At 59.6% G+C, this 17,312-nt stretch carries 13 protein-coding genes; 12 read left to right on the top strand and 1 reads right to left on the bottom strand.

Annotation, left to right across the window (positions count from 1 at the left end):
• Positions 1 to 627: 627 nt before the first annotated feature.
• The gene (locus ACTJJ7_RS27115; protein ID WP_440969406.1) at positions 628 to 1,749 is read right to left on the bottom strand and encodes an NADH:flavin oxidoreductase; all 1,122 of its coding nucleotides are present in this window, start codon (positions 1,747 to 1,749) and stop codon (positions 628 to 630) included.
• Positions 1,750 to 1,849: 100 nt separating this feature from the next.
• On the opposite strand from ACTJJ7_RS27115, the gene ACTJJ7_RS27110 reads away from it, so the two are divergent.
• The 12 genes from ACTJJ7_RS27110 to ACTJJ7_RS27055 all read left to right on the top strand — a co-directional run bounded on the left by ACTJJ7_RS27110 (position 1,850) and on the right by ACTJJ7_RS27055 (position 17,252).
• Positions 1,850 to 2,269 carry a winged helix-turn-helix transcriptional regulator gene (locus tag ACTJJ7_RS27110; protein WP_130273087.1) on the top strand — a complete coding sequence of 140 codons (420 nt, stop codon included), beginning with the start codon at positions 1,850 to 1,852 and terminating at the stop codon, positions 2,267 to 2,269.
• 143 nt (positions 2,270 to 2,412) lie between these two features.
• Positions 2,413 to 3,768, top strand: a complete 1,356-nt coding sequence (locus ACTJJ7_RS27105; protein ID WP_105735363.1) for an LLM class flavin-dependent oxidoreductase — start codon at positions 2,413 to 2,415, stop codon at positions 3,766 to 3,768.
• 28 nt (positions 3,769 to 3,796) lie between these two features.
• A complete protein-coding gene (locus ACTJJ7_RS27100) occupies positions 3,797 to 4,678 on the top strand; it encodes an ABC transporter ATP-binding protein (protein ID WP_440969405.1) in 882 nt (293 codons plus the stop codon).
• Positions 4,679 to 4,682: 4 nt separating this feature from the next.
• Positions 4,683 to 5,756 carry an ABC transporter substrate-binding protein gene (locus ACTJJ7_RS27095; RefSeq protein ID WP_130273085.1) on the top strand — a complete coding sequence of 358 codons (1,074 nt, stop codon included), beginning with the start codon at positions 4,683 to 4,685 and terminating at the stop codon, positions 5,754 to 5,756.
• Between the two features lie 31 nt (positions 5,757 to 5,787).
• Positions 5,788 to 6,633 carry an ABC transporter permease gene (locus ACTJJ7_RS27090; RefSeq protein WP_440969404.1) on the top strand — a complete coding sequence of 282 codons (846 nt, stop codon included), beginning with the start codon at positions 5,788 to 5,790 and terminating at the stop codon, positions 6,631 to 6,633.
• A complete protein-coding gene (locus ACTJJ7_RS27085) occupies positions 6,630 to 7,418 on the top strand; it encodes an ABC transporter permease (RefSeq protein WP_440969403.1) in 789 nt (262 codons plus the stop codon). The genes ACTJJ7_RS27090 and ACTJJ7_RS27085 overlap by 4 nt, the downstream gene beginning before the upstream one ends.
• A gap of 27 nt (positions 7,419 to 7,445) precedes the next feature.
• The gene (locus tag ACTJJ7_RS27080; protein ID WP_440969402.1) at positions 7,446 to 8,306 is read left to right on the top strand and encodes an NADPH-dependent oxidoreductase; all 861 of its coding nucleotides are present in this window, start codon (positions 7,446 to 7,448) and stop codon (positions 8,304 to 8,306) included.
• A 162-nt stretch (positions 8,307 to 8,468) separates the two neighbouring features.
• A complete protein-coding gene (gene wecB, locus ACTJJ7_RS27075) occupies positions 8,469 to 9,602 on the top strand; it encodes a non-hydrolyzing UDP-N-acetylglucosamine 2-epimerase (RefSeq protein WP_105735360.1) in 1,134 nt (377 codons plus the stop codon).
• 39 nt (positions 9,603 to 9,641) lie between these two features.
• A complete protein-coding gene (locus ACTJJ7_RS27070; protein ID WP_440969401.1) occupies positions 9,642 to 11,867 on the top strand; it encodes a hypothetical protein in 2,226 nt (741 codons plus the stop codon).
• 14 nt (positions 11,868 to 11,881) lie between these two features.
• The gene (locus tag ACTJJ7_RS27065; protein WP_440969400.1) at positions 11,882 to 14,032 is read left to right on the top strand and encodes a glycosyl transferase family protein; all 2,151 of its coding nucleotides are present in this window, start codon (positions 11,882 to 11,884) and stop codon (positions 14,030 to 14,032) included.
• Positions 14,032 to 16,377 carry an NfrA family protein gene (locus ACTJJ7_RS27060; protein ID WP_440969399.1) on the top strand — a complete coding sequence of 782 codons (2,346 nt, stop codon included), beginning with the start codon at positions 14,032 to 14,034 and terminating at the stop codon, positions 16,375 to 16,377. Before ACTJJ7_RS27065 ends, ACTJJ7_RS27060 begins: the two co-directional genes overlap by 1 nt.
• Positions 16,377 to 17,252 carry a hypothetical protein gene (locus ACTJJ7_RS27055; RefSeq protein WP_440969398.1) on the top strand — a complete coding sequence of 292 codons (876 nt, stop codon included), beginning with the start codon at positions 16,377 to 16,379 and terminating at the stop codon, positions 17,250 to 17,252. The genes ACTJJ7_RS27060 and ACTJJ7_RS27055 overlap by 1 nt, the downstream gene beginning before the upstream one ends.
• Positions 17,253 to 17,312 lie beyond the last annotated feature (60 nt).

Genomic DNA, 17,312 nt, shown 5'->3' with positions numbered 1-17,312 from the left:
GGTTGCAGGGGCGTGATCGCATGGGCCAAACCGCGCCGCTTGGCCGGCAAACAGCGGTGACACCGCCGGAAAACCCGCCATGTACAAACTCGCAAGACAGAAGAAAACGAACAGTTAAAAACGCCGATAAGAGCAAAACAGGCCCGAGGGTGCGCATCAAGAGTTAAGGCCGAGAGGGCAGGGGACGCCAGAAAACCCATCAAAACCAATGCTGTACAGCCAGCCAAAGCCATGAATACCGCGATGAACGGATAGATGGACGGCCACAGTGCCAGTCAGGCCGGACGGGAACGCAAACCTGGATAGTTCCAGACTTATCCACGAGCCTCTCACCACAATCTCAGTCAGCAATGAAGAAGCTAAGGCTGATCTAATTGCGTAATAAGGCGAAGTTCACAACAAAAACAATGGAATAGTCTCGACAGACCAAAGTTCGTTGAGGTCTCCGCTCACCCAAGAACCGAGTGGATAAGTCAAAACATTCACAGTGAGGGAAACCAGACACGTTGGGGCGCCAGACAATTTCACAGTGTCGTCATGTGCCTGAGCGAGGCCCTCGATCTCAACCGGCTGTCAAAGCCATGACGCGTTTGCGTCATGGCTTTGATGATTGGTGTGGCTGGTGGCTTATGCCAGTTCCAGCATTGCGGCGGGGCTAAAGCTTTTCAGGTTCTGCGTGTCGCCATCGCGAACTTTTCTGATCCACAAGGGATCGTTCAAAAGGGCGCGGCCCACGGCGATCAGGTCAAACTCTTCGCGTTCCAGACGGCGCACCAGTTTGTCCAGGCTCTCGGGCTGGGAGCTTTCACCGCCGAAAGCAGCCAGGAATTCACCTGATAATCCCACGGATCCCACACTGATGGTGGCTGCGCCCGTCAGTTTCTTTGCCCAGCCTGCAAAGTTCAGGCCCTCGTCGCCGTCGATTTGCGGAAACTCGGGCTCCCAGAACCGCCGCTGCGAAGCGTGAAAGATGTCCACGCCTGCCTCGGCAAGGGGCACGAGCCAATCGGCCATCTCGTCCGGCGTTTCCGCCAACCGGTAGCTGTAATCCTGCTGCTTCCATTGGCTGATGCGCAGGAGAACAGGGAAATCAGGGCCAACAGCATTGCGGACAGCCTTGACGACCTCGGCCGCAAATCGTGCCCTTTCCTTGAGCGTCGCTCCGCCAAAATGATCCGTTCGCTTATTGCTTCCTGCCCAGAAGAACTGGTCTATGAGATAGCCGTGCGCCCCATGGATTTCGACCACATCAAAACCCAGCCGTTTGGCGTCGGCGGCTGCCCGCGCGAACGCAGCGATGGTATCGGCAATGTCTTCGTCCGTCATGGCATTGCCGCGCGGTTCACCGGGACCGACAAGACCGGAGGGGCTTTCAACCGGTGATGGCGGACGCCAGTCCGTCGTCGGATGAGACGTTGATCCGGTGTGCCAGATCTGCGGTCCCATTTTGCCGCCTGCAGCGTGCACTTCTTCGATGACGTGCGCCCATCCGTCCAAGGCCGCTTTGCCATGAAAGAATGGAATATCCGGGTGGTTTTTGGAGGCGGGGCGGTCAATCACCGTTCCCTCCGACAGGATCAGTCCCACTTCGCCTTCAGCACGGCGGCGATAATAGGCGGCCACATTGTCGCCGGGGACGCCGCCGGGGGAAAATGTGCGCGTCATCGGCGCCATGACGATGCGGTTCTGAAGTTCCAGTGATTTGATCTTGAATGGCTTGAAGAGAGCAGCCACGTGCGGTGCAGACATTGATAGGTACTCCGGTTGTGTTGAAGTACTGAGGTATATATTGTAAACCTAGTGTCAATAAGGCACTTATTGTAGATCAGGTATACAGGAGGAAACCACCATGACCGAGAATCGAAACACGGTGTGCACGGTTCACGGTTCCAGCCGCCTTCTGCTCGATCAGATCGCGGACAAATGGTCTGTGCTCATTCTGTCGTTGCTCTGTGGCAATCCCCTGCGTTTCAACGAAATAAAGCGCCGCATCGACGGCATCACACAGAAGGCACTCGCCGAAGCTCTGCGGCGATTGGAACGAAATGGAATGGTATTGCGGCGTGTCATTCCCATCTCTCCGGTTGCCGTGGAATACAGTGTCACGCCGCTCGGCCACACGCTGAAGGAACCATTTGGAGCTTTATGCACCTGGGCGCTGGAGCATGAACACGAGGTTGAACAGGCGCGGCGATCATTCGACCAGCGTGCAACCGGCAGTGCACTCCAACTTGCCGGCGAGCGCGCCATGAAGGCGGTTGCCGACTGAACGATACCGGCTGGAATTTCTCTGGGGTTTTTACCGCATCGGCACAATAAACCCGAAACCTCCTGATTTAAAGAATACCATTTCTGTCGAGATTAAAACGCGGCGGTTAGGCTTCCAGCTTCATTCTTGATCCTGGAGCATCCATGACCAGACGGACAGACCAATTGAGTTTGGGGGCCTTTCTCTATCCGACAGGGCACCATATCGCCGCCTGGCGGCACCCGCAGGCACAGGCCGATGCCGGGTCGAACTTTGCACATTATGCGGAGCTGGCGCGGATCGCGGAAGCAGCCAAGTTCGACCTGATCTTCATGGCCGATGGTGTCGGTACGCGCGGGACGGACACCGAAGCGCTCAGCCGCACAGCTATCCGTTACGTCGCGCAGTTCGAACCGCTGACGCTTCTCTCGGCGCTCGCAGCCCTGACCGAGCGGGTCGGCTTCGTCGCGACGGCTTCCACCACCTATAACGAACCCTATCACATTGCCCGGAAGTTTGCTTCGCTTGATCATATCAGCGCAGGCCGTGCCGGCTGGAATCTTGTGACCTCGGCGAGCGAAGATGAAGCGCAGAATTTCAACCGTGACCATCATGTTGCCCATGCCGAGCGCTATGAGCGCGCCGAGGAATTTGCCGATGTCGTGCGCGGGCTCTGGGATACCTGGGAAGAGGACGCATTCCTGCGCGATAAGGATAGTGGCATCTACTACGATCCAGCCAAGCAGCATCTGCTCAATCACCGCGGCAAGCACTTCAAGGTTCGCGGGCCGCTCAACGTCGCGCGCGCGCCGCAGGGTCATCCGGTCATCGTGCAGGCGGGTTCGTCGGAACCGGGCAAGGATCTTGCCGCCCGCACGGCTGAAGTCATATTCACGGCTCACCAGACGATCGAGGATGCGCGCGCCTTCTACAGCGACGTCAAGGGCAGGCTTGCCCGTTTTGGCCGTTCGCCTGACGCTCTGAAGATCATGCCGGGTATTTTCCCGGTCATCGGCAAGACTGAGTCTGAAGCACGGGAAAAATTCGAACAGATCCAGGAACTCATTCATCCCGCGGTGGGACTATCGCTGCTGAACGGAATGGCGGGCGATGTCGATCTGTCGGCATATCCGCTGGACGGACCCATTCCAGAGGTCACGGAAACCAATGGCAGCAAGAGCAGGCAGAAGCTGCTGGTTGATCTGGCCCGCCGGGAAAACCTGACCATCCGCCAGTTGTATCTGCGCGTGGCAGGCGCGCGCGGTCATTGGCAGATTGTCGGAACACCCGAACAGATCGTCGACCAGATGGAAGAGTGGTTCATCACCGGCGCTGCCGACGGCTTCAACGTCATGCCGCCGCATCTGCCGGCCGGCCTTACGGACTTTGTCGAACACATCGTTCCGGAGCTGCGCCGCCGCGGCCTGTTCCGCACGGACTATGCTGGCCGCACCTTGCGCAGTCATCTCGGACTGCGCGAGCCGCTGCATCCGGCGCATGCGGCCGTTGCCGCCGAATGAAACGATTGACAGCGAAAGAGGTGGCGTCATGACCAGCCCTGCTCATCTGAAAATCCGCAATGTCACCCGGCGATTCAACGTCAATGGCACGGCGCTCACCGCGCTTGACGATGTCAGTCTTGATATCAAGGCGGGTGAGTTCGTAACCATTGTCGGGGCGAGCGGCTGCGGCAAGTCCACCCTGCTGCGCCTCGGTGCAGGCCTTGATGTCGACCATGACGGCGTGATCGAGCATGGAGGACGGCGCGTTGACGGCCCCAGCCTTGACCGGGGGATCGTTTTTCAGGAGCCGAGGCTTTTCCCGTGGCTGACCGTCGAGCGCAATGTTTCGCTCGGGCTGGAGAATGCGGCTTTTTCCAAGGCGGAAAAGCGCGAGCTGGTGAGTGAGCAGATCGCCCTTGTGGGCCTGTCGGGTTTTGAAAAAGCCTATCCGCATCAACTGTCCGGCGGCATGGCGCAACGTGCCGGGATTGCCCGCGGTCTCGTCAACCGGCCGGATGTACTGTTCCTGGATGAACCCTTCGGAGCGCTGGATGCCATTACCAAGGCAAGGCTGCAAGGCGAGCTGCAGCAGATCTGGGCCGCGGAAAGGATCACCATGGTGCTGGTGACCCATGATGTCGATGAGGCCGTCTATCTGGGAGACCGGGTGGTGATCATGTCGCCGCGCCCGGGCAGGATCCGGCAGATTGTACCGGTGGATTTACCGCATCCGCGCGAGCGTACATCCCCTGAGCTCGCCGCCATCCGCAACGAGGTGCTCGATATTCTCAACGGCACGACCGGCGAAGCGCCGAAGCCGGTCACCCGGCCGTCTGCCGCAAGGCGACCCGCCGCGTCCGCCAACCCCATTCATGCCGCGCATCGCACCAAACCAGCACAGCCGGCTTTTTCCACAACGGAGATATGAATTGATGTTCTCAACGATTTTGCGGCGGACGGCTCTTGCCGTCTTCACCGTTTCCCTTCTGGCGGCGCCCGCACGTGCGGCCGAGCCTTTGACGATCCATGTCGGCTACGCGGCCATCGGCGTCGACAACCGGCCCTTCGCCGAGGGCACATCGGCTGCAACGGCGCGGGCTGGCGAATATCTTGAAAAGGAATTCGCCAACGATCCCAACATCAAGATCGAATGGTTCTTCTTCAAGGGGGCCGGACCCGCCGTCAATGAGGGGTTCAGCAATGATCAGCTTGACTTCGCCTATCAGGGCGATCTTCCGGCGCTGATCGGCCGGGCGAACGGTCTGAAGACCAGATTTCTCCTGGCCAGCGGGGCGCGCAAGCCGCTTTACCTCGCCGTGGCCAAGGACGCCGATATCAAGTCGGTTGCGGATTTGAAAGGCAAGAAGGTTGCCTATCAGCGTGGCACCAATGGCCATCTCTCGGCGATCAAGATCCTGGAGGCCAATGGCCTGACGGAAAAGGATATCCAGGTCATCAATCTCGACAGCGCCGGTACAGTCGCTGCGCTGACCAGTCAGGATATCGACGCCGCCTTCGGCGATACGCAGCTGATCAATCTTGCGGCCAAGGGCAATGCCAAGGTCATCTATACGACCAAAGGGCAGGATCCGCGCTATGGCCGCAATGCCGGTATCATTGCGCGGCAGGATTTCATTGAAAAGCACCCGGAGATCACGCAGCGCGTTGTCGATGCGTTCGTCAAGGCAGCGCAATGGTCATCCGACGAGCCGAACCGTGCCGCGCTGTTCGAGCTCTGGCACAAATCGGGGACACCGGTTCCCATTCTCGAAGACTATTTCAGCAACGATACGCTCGCTTATCGCAATTCGCCGCTGATCGACGGTCTCCTCGTCTCGCAATATCAGGAGCAGGGCGTCAAGGCGAAGGCGTTCGGGCTGATCCGCCGCGAGGTGAGCACGGATGGATGGTTCGAGCCGAAATATCTGAAAGCCTCGCTTGAAAAACTCGGGCTGCAGAATTTCTGGCAGGCCTATGGTGCCGACGGCAAGCCAGCCGGTTCCTGAACAGGCATAGCATTGGGTGGCAGACCGTAGCATGAGCAGCTTTACCAATATGGCCAGCAGCGCAACTGGCGCTGTCGGCAGCAACAAGACGGTTGGATGGAAGGGGTTGGCAAACCGGCGCGGCGCGCGGCGTGCCGCCATCGGCCTGATCCTGCCGGTGATGCTGGTTTTGTACTGGTGGCTGGCGTCAAGCCGCGGCTGGCTGCCCGAGCAGATCCTGCCATCGCCCGCCTATGTCTATGCCACCGCCGTGGAAATGATTGTCTCCGGCGAAATTGCCTACCATGCGGGCATGAGTCTGCGGCGTGTCGTCTACGGATTTCTGTTCGGGGCGATGGCCGGATTATCCCTGGGCATGGCCATGGGGCTGTCCCGTACCGTCGATGACTATGTGCGGCCGCTCTTTCTGGCTTTTGCGCAGATCCCGACCCTAGGGTGGATTCCGCTGTTGATGCTGATTTTCGGTATCGGCGAGGCCTTGAAGATCATCGTCATTGCCAAGGGTGCGCTGGTGCCGATGACAATGAATACCGCAGCCGGCATTCGTTCGGTTCCAGCAAACTATGTCGAAGTCGGCCGTGCCTTGCGATTCAGCCGCCTGCAGACGTTGCGCCTGATCGTTCTGCCGGGTGCTGCGCCCTCGATCTTTACCGGCGTGCGCTATGGTCTGACGCATTCGTGGACCGCGCTTGTCGGCGTGGAACTGCTCGCATCGTCGGAAGGGCTTGGCTACCTTTTGGTGTGGGGACGCCAGATGTTCTGGCTCGATGTGGTGATCGTGGCGATGATTGTCATCGGTATCGTCGGCTTTGTGATGGACAAGGGATTTGATCTCGCCGAAAGCTATCTGCAGCGCTGGAAGAGAGGCGAGGCATGAGCGTGCTGGCTACCTTGCGCACGCAGAATGCCGTGAAGATCAGGCGCGGATTGACCTTGCCTGTGCTGCTGCTGATCTCTTGGGAGGCGGCAAGCCGCAGCGGTTTGGTCGATGCGCGTTTTCTTCCCTCTCTGGAAGATGTTTTCCTCACGGCAAAGCGGGAACTTGTCGATAACAACCTGTTCGGTGAACTTGCCGCCAGCCTGTTCCGCAACATCGCCGGGTTCGTCATCGGTTCGGCCATCGGGGTTGTGTTCGCCACCCTTTTGGCGTTGTCGCGATGGGCCGATGCGCTTGCCACCCCCTCGTTCAACGGGTTCAAGCAAATATCCCTTCTGGCCTGGATACCGCTGATTTCCAGCTGGTTCGGGTTCGGCGAACAAGCCAAGATTGTATTTGTTGCCATTGCCGCCTTCATTCCGGTTGTTCTCAATACCTATGAGGGAATGCGTAATGTGCCGGGCGATCTGATCGAGGTTGGCCGTGCGTTGAAATTCACACCGGTGCAGCGTGTCACCCGCATCTTCCTGCCCGCCGCCATGCCGTCGATCGCCACTGGCGTTCATCTCGGCCTGATCTATTCCTGGCTGGCAACTGTTGGTGCCGAGTATTTTCTTGCCGTTGGCCCCGGCATCGGCGGATTGATTATTGCTGGACGCGAGCGGTTTGATATGGCTCTGGTCATGGTTGGCGTCATCATCCTCGGCCTGGTCGGCTTTCTCCTCAATCGGCTTGCTGCTGCCGGTGAAGCCTATCTCCTGCGCTGGCGCGTCACGGCGCATTGAATTTTGGCTCTACAACAGGATAGTCCCATGTCTCGACAGGCCCTTCATCGCAACGAACCACATGATGACGTTGCCCTTGGTTCGCTGCTTCAGCGCCGGTACGGCACGGAACAGCCTCAGCTTGCCGGTACCCCATGGACGGATACGATCGATACGATCCTGTCACACCGCAGCGTGCGTTCCTACCTGCCTGTGACCGTGGAGGCAGCGACATTGGAGCTTGCGATAGCCGCCGCGCAATCGGCGCCCAGCTCCTCAAATCTCCAGGCCTGGAGTGTTGTTGCCGTGGCCGACGAACAGCGCAAAGCCAGGATCAACGCGATCGCCGGCAGTCAGCGACAGATCGAGCAGGCACCGCTGCTGCTCATCTGGCTGGCGGACCTGTCGCGGTTGCGTGGAATTGCCGGTGGCCAACAATCCACATCGCACGGCCTCGACTATCTGGAGAGCTTTCTCCTTGGTGTCATCGATGCGGCTCTTGCCGCGCAGAACGCCGTCACCGTCCTGGAGTCGCTGGGGCTTGGAACCTGCTATATCGGCGCCATACGGAACGATCCGGGCTTCGTGGCACGGGAACTGGCGCTGCCTGACGAAGTGTTTCCGGTTTTCGGACTTACGGTGGGCTATCCGGATCCGAGCGATGTGACCGGCGTCAAACCCCGCCTGCCGCAGGCTGCTGTTCTGCACAGCGAGCAATATGGCTCCGGTGACGACGGGCCGGATTTCAGCGGCTACAATGATGTGCTGCGTGGCTTTCAACGAATGCAGCGCATGCCGGAGATCGACTGGACCGAGCAAATGAGCCGGCGCATTGCCACAAAGGAAGCCTTGAAGAACCGGCACAAGCTCAGGGAAGTGGTCAAATCTCTCGGTTTCAAACTCAAGTGATGCCGGTCGCGCTGGATCGGATGAGTGCTTTCAGCCAGCAACGTGCATGATACGCCGTTCGCCGCCGGCAGGCCTCCATAGGCACTGCCTCTTGGTAGATTGATCAGATTAAGGTATGTCTAAGGACGGACCAAGCGAATCTACACAAAGGTTGATTGATCCATGAGAGTCTTATCGGTGTTCGGAACCCGACCCGAGGCGATCAAGATGGCACCGGTTGTCAAAACTCTTGCCGCTGAAGAAGATATTGACTCCATAACCTGTGTTACCGGTCAGCACCGCACGATGCTGGATCAGGTTCTCAGTCTCTTTGACATCACACCGGACTATGATCTTTCCGTCATGTCACCCAATCAGACGTTGAATGGTCTCGCCGGCAAAGTCATCTCCGGACTTGATGCCATTTTCGAACAGGTGCAGCCTGACTACGTTCTCGTGCATGGCGATACCACCACGGCAATGGCCGCGAGCCTTGCCGCCTTTCACCGCAATATCAAGATCGGCCATGTGGAAGCGGGGTTGCGCACTTATGATCTCGCCAAGCCGTGGCCGGAAGAGTTCAACCGCCGCGTTATCGATGTGGCCGCCGCAAAGCTCTTCGCTCCGACGGCGACAAGCGCCGACAATTTGGAGGCGGAACGGTTGAGCGGCGAAATCCTGGTCACCGGCAACACGGTCATCGACGCATTGGTGGAAACGGCAGGCCGTATCCGGAGCGACCTGAAAATCAGAACACGGCTCGATGCGGAGTTTTCCTTCCTGGACGGCCCGCGCCGCATACTTCTCGTCACCGGCCATCGCCGCGAGAGCTTTGGCGATGGTTTTTTGAACATCTGCAAGGCGCTGGCGGAACTTGCGCGCCGCAGCGATCTGCAGATCGTTTATCCGGTTCACCTCAATCCCAACGTAAGCGGCCCCGTTCATGAGCTTCTATCCGGCCAGCACAATATTCATTTGATCGAGCCGCAGGAATATTTGTCATTCATCTATCTCATGAACAAGGCCGACATCGTTCTGACGGATTCCGGCGGCGTGCAGGAAGAAGCTCCCTCATTGGGCAAGCCGGTTCTGGTCATGCGCGACGTCACGGAAAGGCCGGAAGCTGTGGCGGCTGGGGGTGTCCGGCTTGTGGGCACGGATGTCGTGCGTATCAAGGGAGAGGTGGAACGCCTTCTGGATGATACCGGCTACTATTCCGGCTTTACCCATATTCTCAATCCCTATGGCGACGGCATGGCATCGAAGCGGATCGCCGCGGCCTTGGCAGGCAAGGCGGTTGTTCCATTCGCTGCATGACGAATTCGGTTTGGCACGTTCAAATTAAGCAGGTTCATCATGGTTTGTTTGGTTCGTCTTCGCCGCATCATTCTGTCGTCACCACTGATCTGCGCTGCGGCCAGTTGCGCCAATGCCGGCGAGATTGGCGATGCCGTCAAGTCGCTCGCCGGAGCCGCAACGATCCGCGAAAGAATCAGCCTGAAAGATCTTGGTCTGACCCAGCCTGTCGTGCTCGGTTCCACCGATGCTCGGCGCGAAATCTACCTTCCCGTTCCTGCCAATGTGAGCCTTGCCGAACCAAGTCTCGTGATCAACGGCCATTATCTGCGTGCGGATGGCGGACGAACAACCTATACGCTGGCGCTCGACGGCAATGTTGTTGCCGCGCGATCGCCGGCCGATGACGCGGGCGATGCCAATATCCGCATCGGCGTGGATGGCGCACCGCGTCCGTCCGGCTTTGTACGGCTTGGACTGGCATGGTCGTCCGTCACCGGACGCTTCCTGTGCGATGATGAACGATCCATCGGCAATGTGCTGCAGATATCGCCGGATTCCTATTTCGACTATGGCTACGACCCTTCCGGCGTGAAGGATATTGCCGGAGCCTGGTCGGCCTTGCCACGCAAGGTGCTGCTGCTGATCGCTGCCGATACGCTTGAAAACGCCAGCTATGATGCTGCCTGGCGTCTGGGCGTGGCGTTGGAACGGGCGGGTAAGGCCGTTGAAATCGTGGTCCTGCCGAAGCCGGGCAGTGAAGTCGATGTAACGGGATTGGACATTCCGGCGCCGCTTGCCGCCGTTCCGGCGTTTGCGGCGCTCGCTAAAGGCGGAAAAATCACCCTTTCGAGCGACGCGGAAGTCGGAGCGCTTTTGCTTCTCAATGCACCGCAAGTGCGGGCCCATATTGCCGTGGCCGATCCGGCGCTGGCCGCCGGGTTCAAGGCGGCGCTTGACGCGGTGGCCGGTGAATTGGCCAAGGCTGATCCCGCGGCCGCGGGAGTGCTCGATGCGCTTTCGACCCGCAATGATACGCTGCTGCAACCGGCCGGGCCCAAGGCTGTAGAGATCCGTACAATGGCGGGCCGCCCGGTCATTGCGGTCGCCCCCGATGCCGCTGCCGCCGCTTCGAACCTCTTCGATTCCCTGTGGAGGCGCACCGCTCTTGCAAGCCGCCTGGTTCTCAATACGGTCGGCAAGCCCGAAATTGGCGCGGACAGTGTCGCGCTCGGTGCGATCGATCAGGCGGCGGGCAATCTCGATGTTGTCGCCCGCGGTGACTGGACGACGACGTTTGACATGGGGGCAGGGCTTTTTGCCGGCAAGGTACCATCGACCATGGATATCGAAGTGGCCGCTGCACCCGGTGCAACGGCCACGTCGCCGGTGGCTTCCGTATTCATCAATGACTATCTCCTCGGCGCCAAGCGCCTCGCCGCCGACGGTAAACCCGAACGCATTTCCGTGGCCGTGCCATCCTACACCCTCTTGCCCCGCAACACGGTGCGGGTGCAGTTCCAGCGCCAGCCGGCAAGCGACAATTGCCGCGAAGTGCCGCAGGCTTTTCCGGCCGCTGTCCTGCCCGGCAGCCGGATATGGCTCAAATCCGCCCCGGCAGCCCAGGACTTCTCCGGAATGGTCAGCCAGCTCTCAGGCGATTCCGTCGTCATGGTTCCGCAGGCCTGGCAGGCAATAGCGACAAGAACCCTGCCGGCTGTAATCCATGTGGCTGATGCGGCCGGAGTATCGCCGGCGCGTGCCGATTTCAGCGCCAGCGCCACCAATGCATCCCTGACGCCGCAAAAGCCGTTTCTCGCCTTCGACGTCGCCATGGCCGGCGCTGCCGAAGCGGTGAAGGTGGCCGGAGACCGGGTCTCCATCGCGGACAAGAAGGGCAATATTTTCTACGACGTATCGGGTCTTGACCGCATCGCGGTGTTGCAGGCCGTCACGGACATGAAACAGCCCGGCATCAGCTACCGGACCATCGGCCAGGGGCCGCAATTCGACGCCCCGTTTCGCTTTGCCCGCGGGGATATCGCCGTTCTGGGGCAGGAGGGAATCCTGGCTTCGACCAGCAGCAGTGGTGTTCCGCTCTATTTGAACGAAGATGGCAGTCAGGGGGCAAGCAATGAGCCCTTCACCTGGAGCAAGCTCCTTGATCCCGATTTCTGGGCACACAATCTTTCCTGGCTGATTACCGTCATCATTATTGCGGCGTTCCTCCTCCTGCTCCTTCTTGCACAGCGTGCAAGGAAGCGCGCGGGTAGCGATCAGGCATAAGGCACACCCGCCGAATGTCGCTCTACTGGCCCTATCTGATGGCAGACTATTACCGGTGGCTGGAATATTCCGTCATTGTATTTGCCGTCATTATTCTTCTTTCCAGCATCGATGACCTCTTCATCGACGGATGGTACTGGTTCCGCGAAATCCGGCGGGGCCTGTCGGCGAAGCGGCACTACAAGCCATTGCTGCCCGAACAGCTGTGTCTCAAGCCGGAGCAGCACATCGCGATCATGATACCGGCCTGGCTGGAATATGACGTGATCGCCTCCATGCTGGAGAACATGGTGAAAGTGCTCGACTACAGGGCCTACACCATTTTTGTCGGGACCTATTGCAATGACTCTGCCACCATCACCGAAGTCGAGCGCATGCGCCGCCGGTACAAGCATCTCGTGCGCGTGGAGGTGCCTCATAACGGACCGACCTGCAAGGCTGACTGCCTGAACTGGGTGGTGCAGGCGATTTTCGCCCAGGAGGCGAAACAGCACATCAGCTATGCCGGCGTGGTGCTGCATGACAGTGAAGATGTGCTGCATCCGCTGGAATTGCAGTTCTTCAACTACCTCCTGCCCCGCAAGGACCTGATCCAGATACCCGTCGCATCGCTGGAGCGGAACTGGTACGAACTTGTCGCAGGTGTCTATATGGACGAATTCGCCGAATGGCACGGCAAGGATCTCGTGGTGCGGGAAAGTCTGGCCAAGACGGTGCCGTCGGCCGGTGTCGGCACATGTTTTTCCCGCCGCGCGCTTCTCACACTGTCCGCCGAGACGGACAATCAGCCCTTCAATACACAGACGCTGACGGAAGACTACGATATCGGCGTGCGGCTGGCCGCGCATGGTATGCATTCCATTCTGGCACGATTCCCGGTCGAGTATCGCATCAAGAGCGCGACATGGTTCGGCTATGGCAAGGCGAGGGAAAGTGTCGTGCGGATGCCGTTATGCGTGCGCGAGTATTTCCCCAATACGTTCCGCACATCCTATCGCCAGAAAGCGCGCTGGTCGCTGGGTATCTGCTTTCAGGGGTGGGCCTATTTCGGCTGGCACGGCTCGCTTGCCGACCGCTATTTTCTCCTGCGCGACCGCAAGGGAGCTGTGACCGCATTCGTGGCAATTTTCGCCTATGTGCTTGTCGCACAATATCTTTTGTTCCAGTTCGCCTACATGACGGGTTTTTTGGCGGAGAGCTATCCGCCGCTGATGGCCACCAATAGCTGGATTGGCATTCTCCTGGGCCTGAATGCCATTGCGCTGACCTTGCGCATCATACAGCGGTTCTATTTCACCGCCCGCACCTTTGGCTGGGAACACGGGCTCCTGTCGATCCCGCGCATGGTTGTCGGCAATTTCGTGAACTTCATGGCGATGTCGCGCGCGTGGAAACAGTATCTGTCGCACCTTATCATGGGCACACGTCTCGTCTGGGACAAGACGATGCATGACTTTCCCTCGAGCGACGGCCTGGTTTCGGAACGCCGCAAGCTGGGTGAACTGTTGGTGTCCTGGCAGGCGATCGATGAAAAACATCTTCAGGCGGCGCTCGACAAGCAAAGCGTGCGGCATGCTCCCTTCGGCCGCATTCTGGTCGAGGAGGGATGGCTTACCGAAGATATTCTGGCCGAGGCGATTGCCTTTCACGCCGGACTGGACCTGACCTCGATCAGTGAAGAAGAAATTCTTGCGGCAAAGGACCAGCTTCCGCTTGAATTGAGCATCCGTTGGCGCATTCTCGCATTGCCGGACGGTGATGAAGGCACGATTCGCCTCGCAATGGCGTCCCCGTTGCAGGACATTGCGCAGGAGCAGGTCCGCGCGGCCTTGGGTTACATGCCGCAGCAGTTCATCGTGCGCGACAGGGATGTGGCGGCTGGTTTGCGTCTTCTCACCGAGAAGAGCAGGGGCGGAGCGTCGGGGGCCCGGCATTTCGATGCCAATGTTCCGCTCCTTGGCGATTTGCTGGTTGAACGTGGGGATGTTTCGCGGCCGGCTTTTGAACAGGCGATGATGAAATATTCGCCGGAACGGGATGGATTGGTGGGCAGCTACCTCGTGACACAGAACATCATTTCGGAAGATGCGCTGCAATGGGCATTGAGGGAACAACAGCAGCGCGCAGCGCGAGGGCATGCGGGACCGGTGGAGGAAAAGCGCTGATGGGAAGGACTGCAGCTACCTTCGGTCTCTCCGGGAGTCAGTACAGAACGAGGCTCCATTCCTGTGGTCTGGCTTTGCTGCTGGCGCTCCTTCAAGGCACGGCTGCAACCCTGCCGGCACGTGCGCAGACTGCGGGCGAAGGCATTGGGAACAATGTGCCGCAAGCGGGCAGCACCGAAGACGAACTGCCGTTGACCGGTCCTGCCTATGAGATTGCCAAAGAAGCCTACGATGCCTTCGCCCGCCACGATTATGGCGTTGCCGCTGCACGGGTTCGCGAGGCCATCCGCCAACGGCCCGATGTGGGGCGCTTGCGCACGCTGCTGGTGCAGGCCCTGGCGGCAGCCGGGCAGAGTGAGGATGCGCGAAGGGAAGCGCTGCAGGCGGCAGACGACCCTCTCTTGTCTCCCGCATCCCGCGCGGCGCTGAAGAATTTGGCGGTTACGGACAAAAAGCCGTCCGAGCCGCCGGTAAACGCATCTCCGGCGCAGGGAAGCGGCGCGCCGTCGCAAGCGACGCCGGCGTACCAGGCTGCCGATGCCGCCTATCGCGCCTATGATCGCCGCGACTATGACACGGCCGTCAGCAAGGCCCGGGAAGCGGTTGACCTTGATCCGTCCAATGCGGCCTATCACACGCTACTTGCCAATGCGCTTGCGGCACAGAAACTGGCGATCCGTCAGCGCGCGCTCGACACATCCGCGGCACAGGCATCGGTACAGCCCCCCGCGGATCGGGCGGCCAATGCCGCCTATGCGGCAATCCGCAGGCAGCGCTATGGCGAAGCGCTCGGCTTCGCGCGCGAAGCGGTCAGGCGGGCGCCGGACAATCGCAATTTCCGTCTCCTGCTCATTCAGACATTGGTACAGAACAGGAGGCAATCCGACGCACTTGTCGAAACCGGTCGAGCCATAAGCCGTTTCGGGCGCACGTCCGATCTGCTGCGGCAACGCGGCGTCCTGAAGGCGGGGCTGGGTGACCAGAAGGGCGCTTTTGATGACTTCAGCGCGGCCTTGCAGCTTCCAGGCAGCAAAGACAGCAAGCGGTTCCTGCGCCTCGCCCTTGCCGATGCAGCGCTGGCGTCCTCCCATCCGGAAGCGGCCTTTGCCGCATTGCAGCCCTTTGGCGCTTTGGCAGAATATGCCGTCTGGATCCGGCGTGGCCGCGCGTTGCAGCTCATGAAGGATTTCGCGGGCGCAGAAGCTGCCCTGGCGCGGGCGCAGCAGATGGCAGCAACATCGCCGGAGCGCGATGAAGTGGCTGCCTCCAGGATTGGCTTGCTCAATGCTGAAAACAAGAAGAGGGAAGCAGCCAGACTGTTTGCGGCATCAAGGGCTGCGGGACAGTTCGCAACGCTCAACACCGTCAGTCTTGGTTATCTTGCCACGCAGGCGGGTGACGACGCGACGGCCCATGAGGCCTTTCAACTGGCGAAGCGCAAAGGAGAGCTGCATGGTTCCCAGCTCATTGATGCGGCCTATGCCGCCCGCCGTGTCAATAGCAATGAAGAAGCGGTTTCCCTACTGCATCAAGCCATCGATGCGCAGGAGCAGGGGGAATTCAATCTCCAGCCGCAGGCGCTGTTCGGATTGCGGCGCGAAACTGCTGATCTCACCCGGGAATTCGGGGCCTATTCGACGCTGAGCTATGGCAGCAGCGGTGTATCCAATGGCACATTCCAGCCATTGAGCAACAGCGGCCGCATTCTGCAGCTGGGTTCGGAAGTGTATTGGCGGCCCCCGGTTATCGGCTATCGGGATGGGGCGACTTTTGAGTTTTTCGCCCGGCAGTTCACGACGCTGACGGATTCACTGAACGGCCCCACTGGTTTTTCCACCACGCAGGGCAGTGTCGGCGCGCGCTGGAAGCCGTTCAGCCGCTACAACTTCGTGCTGGAGGCAAGCAAGCTGTTCAAGATCGGCAAGTACAGCCGCAACGACACGCTCTTGCGCGCGGCGATTTCGGACGGTTTTGGTACGGATTTGCGGGTGGACGTGCCTGCCTGGTGGACCGGGCAATATTACGCGGAGGCCGGCCGCTATGTAGAGTCGGGCCAGAATATCGCCAATGGCGAGGCCCGGCTCGGCCGCAGTTTCCGCATGGATTCGATCGACGATCATCTGGTGCTGACCCCCTTCGTGGCGGTCGCGGCAAATTTCGACAGCGATCTTGCCAATGAATTCGCGCTGGGTGCCGGCCCGGGTCTCAATGCGCGTTACTGGTTTCGTGAAGACAAATACCGGGCGCCGATGTCCTATGTCGACCTCACCGTGCAATATCGGGTCAGGGTGGCGGGCGATGACCGGGCTGGAGGGGTCTTTGCCGGGCTGAGCGTGGCTTATTGATGCCCGGCTATCTCATCCGCACGGCCATCTGGCTGCTCATCGCTGCCATGCTCGGACTGATTGTCTGGCTTTCCGGAGGCAACATGCTTGCAGAGCGATGGTGGCGTGGCGGCCTTTCCGTTTCAGGCATCGTCTGGCAGGTCGACAATGCCACTGTCGATATTGCCGGAAACTGGCAGGAACTGGGTGCCGATCATCTGCTCATCCAGTGGAGCAGGGTGGATGATGTCAGCTTTGCGGGCAAGGGCCAAGCCGGAATGAAACAACCCGATTGGCTGCGGATTTCCCGCGAACCCTGGGCAAAACATGTCATCCTGGGGTTGGCTGGTCATTTCGATGAGAAGCGGGCGCGGGAGAATGCCCTGCCGCTGGCAAGGGAATCCGCCGCATTGGCGAAGACTTCCCTGCCCCTCAGCATCGGGGGATATTATTTCCCCGTGGAGGTGGACCCCACGTGGAAAGAGGCCCCGGAAACAATGAAAGCGGCGCTGGCACTGCTGCCGCGTCCGCTCTGGATCAGTGTTTATGACAGCGCCAATATTGGAGCCCGGCCATTGGCAAACTGGCTGGAAAGCTGGCTTCCCCGCGACGTCGGGGTTTTCCTTCAGGATGGTGTCGGCGTGGAAGCGCGCAGCCCGGCGACAGCGCGGAAATATGCGGATGTTCTTGAAAAGACCCTGGGCCGCGAACGGGTCAAAGTGATTGTGGAAGCCTTCCGGCCATTGTCTGGCGGGAAATTTCGGGCGGCGACGGCGGAAGAACTGCTACCGCAAATCGCGGCCATGCAAGGGTACGACATCTATCTTTTCGACGGGCCGCATTATCTGGGAAAGGATGAGATTCTCAAACTGGCGCGTCTCATGAACAGACCTTAGCTGCTTTTCCAGGAGCAGCGCGCCAGCCGGAGACCGGCTGCGTGCGCTCGACAAATACAC

The organism is Phyllobacterium sp. 22229 (genome assembly GCF_052056495.1).
Taxonomy (GTDB): Bacteria; Pseudomonadota; Alphaproteobacteria; order Rhizobiales; family Rhizobiaceae; genus Phyllobacterium; species Phyllobacterium myrsinacearum.
The sequence above is the reverse complement of the archived record's forward strand: the minus strand, read 5'-3'. Positions and strand labels throughout refer to the sequence as shown.

Excerpts from the sequence above, each read along its gene's own strand:
- wecB (WP_105735360.1), top strand. The coding sequence starts at position 8,469 with ATGAGAGTCTTATCGGTGTTCGGAACCCGACCCGAGGCGATCAAGATG.
- ACTJJ7_RS27085 (WP_440969403.1), top strand. The coding sequence starts at position 6,630 with ATGAGCGTGCTGGCTACCTTGCGCACGCAGAATGCCGTGAAGATCAGG.
- ACTJJ7_RS27115 (WP_440969406.1), bottom strand. The coding sequence starts at position 1,749 with ATGTCTGCACCGCACGTGGCTGCTCTCTTCAAGCCATTCAAGATCAAA.
- ACTJJ7_RS27070 (WP_440969401.1), top strand. The coding sequence starts at position 9,642 with ATGGTTTGTTTGGTTCGTCTTCGCCGCATCATTCTGTCGTCACCACTG.
- ACTJJ7_RS27080 (WP_440969402.1), top strand. The coding sequence starts at position 7,446 with ATGTCTCGACAGGCCCTTCATCGCAACGAACCACATGATGACGTTGCC.
- ACTJJ7_RS27090 (WP_440969404.1), top strand. The coding sequence starts at position 5,788 with ATGAGCAGCTTTACCAATATGGCCAGCAGCGCAACTGGCGCTGTCGGC.
- ACTJJ7_RS27100 (WP_440969405.1), top strand. The coding sequence starts at position 3,797 with ATGACCAGCCCTGCTCATCTGAAAATCCGCAATGTCACCCGGCGATTC.
- ACTJJ7_RS27055 (WP_440969398.1), top strand. The coding sequence starts at position 16,377 with ATGCCCGGCTATCTCATCCGCACGGCCATCTGGCTGCTCATCGCTGCC.
- ACTJJ7_RS27065 (WP_440969400.1), top strand. The coding sequence starts at position 11,882 with ATGTCGCTCTACTGGCCCTATCTGATGGCAGACTATTACCGGTGGCTG.
- ACTJJ7_RS27105 (WP_105735363.1), top strand. The coding sequence starts at position 2,413 with ATGACCAGACGGACAGACCAATTGAGTTTGGGGGCCTTTCTCTATCCG.
- ACTJJ7_RS27060 (WP_440969399.1), top strand. The coding sequence starts at position 14,032 with ATGGGAAGGACTGCAGCTACCTTCGGTCTCTCCGGGAGTCAGTACAGA.
- ACTJJ7_RS27110 (WP_130273087.1), top strand. The coding sequence starts at position 1,850 with ATGACCGAGAATCGAAACACGGTGTGCACGGTTCACGGTTCCAGCCGC.
- ACTJJ7_RS27095 (WP_130273085.1), top strand. The coding sequence starts at position 4,683 with ATGTTCTCAACGATTTTGCGGCGGACGGCTCTTGCCGTCTTCACCGTT.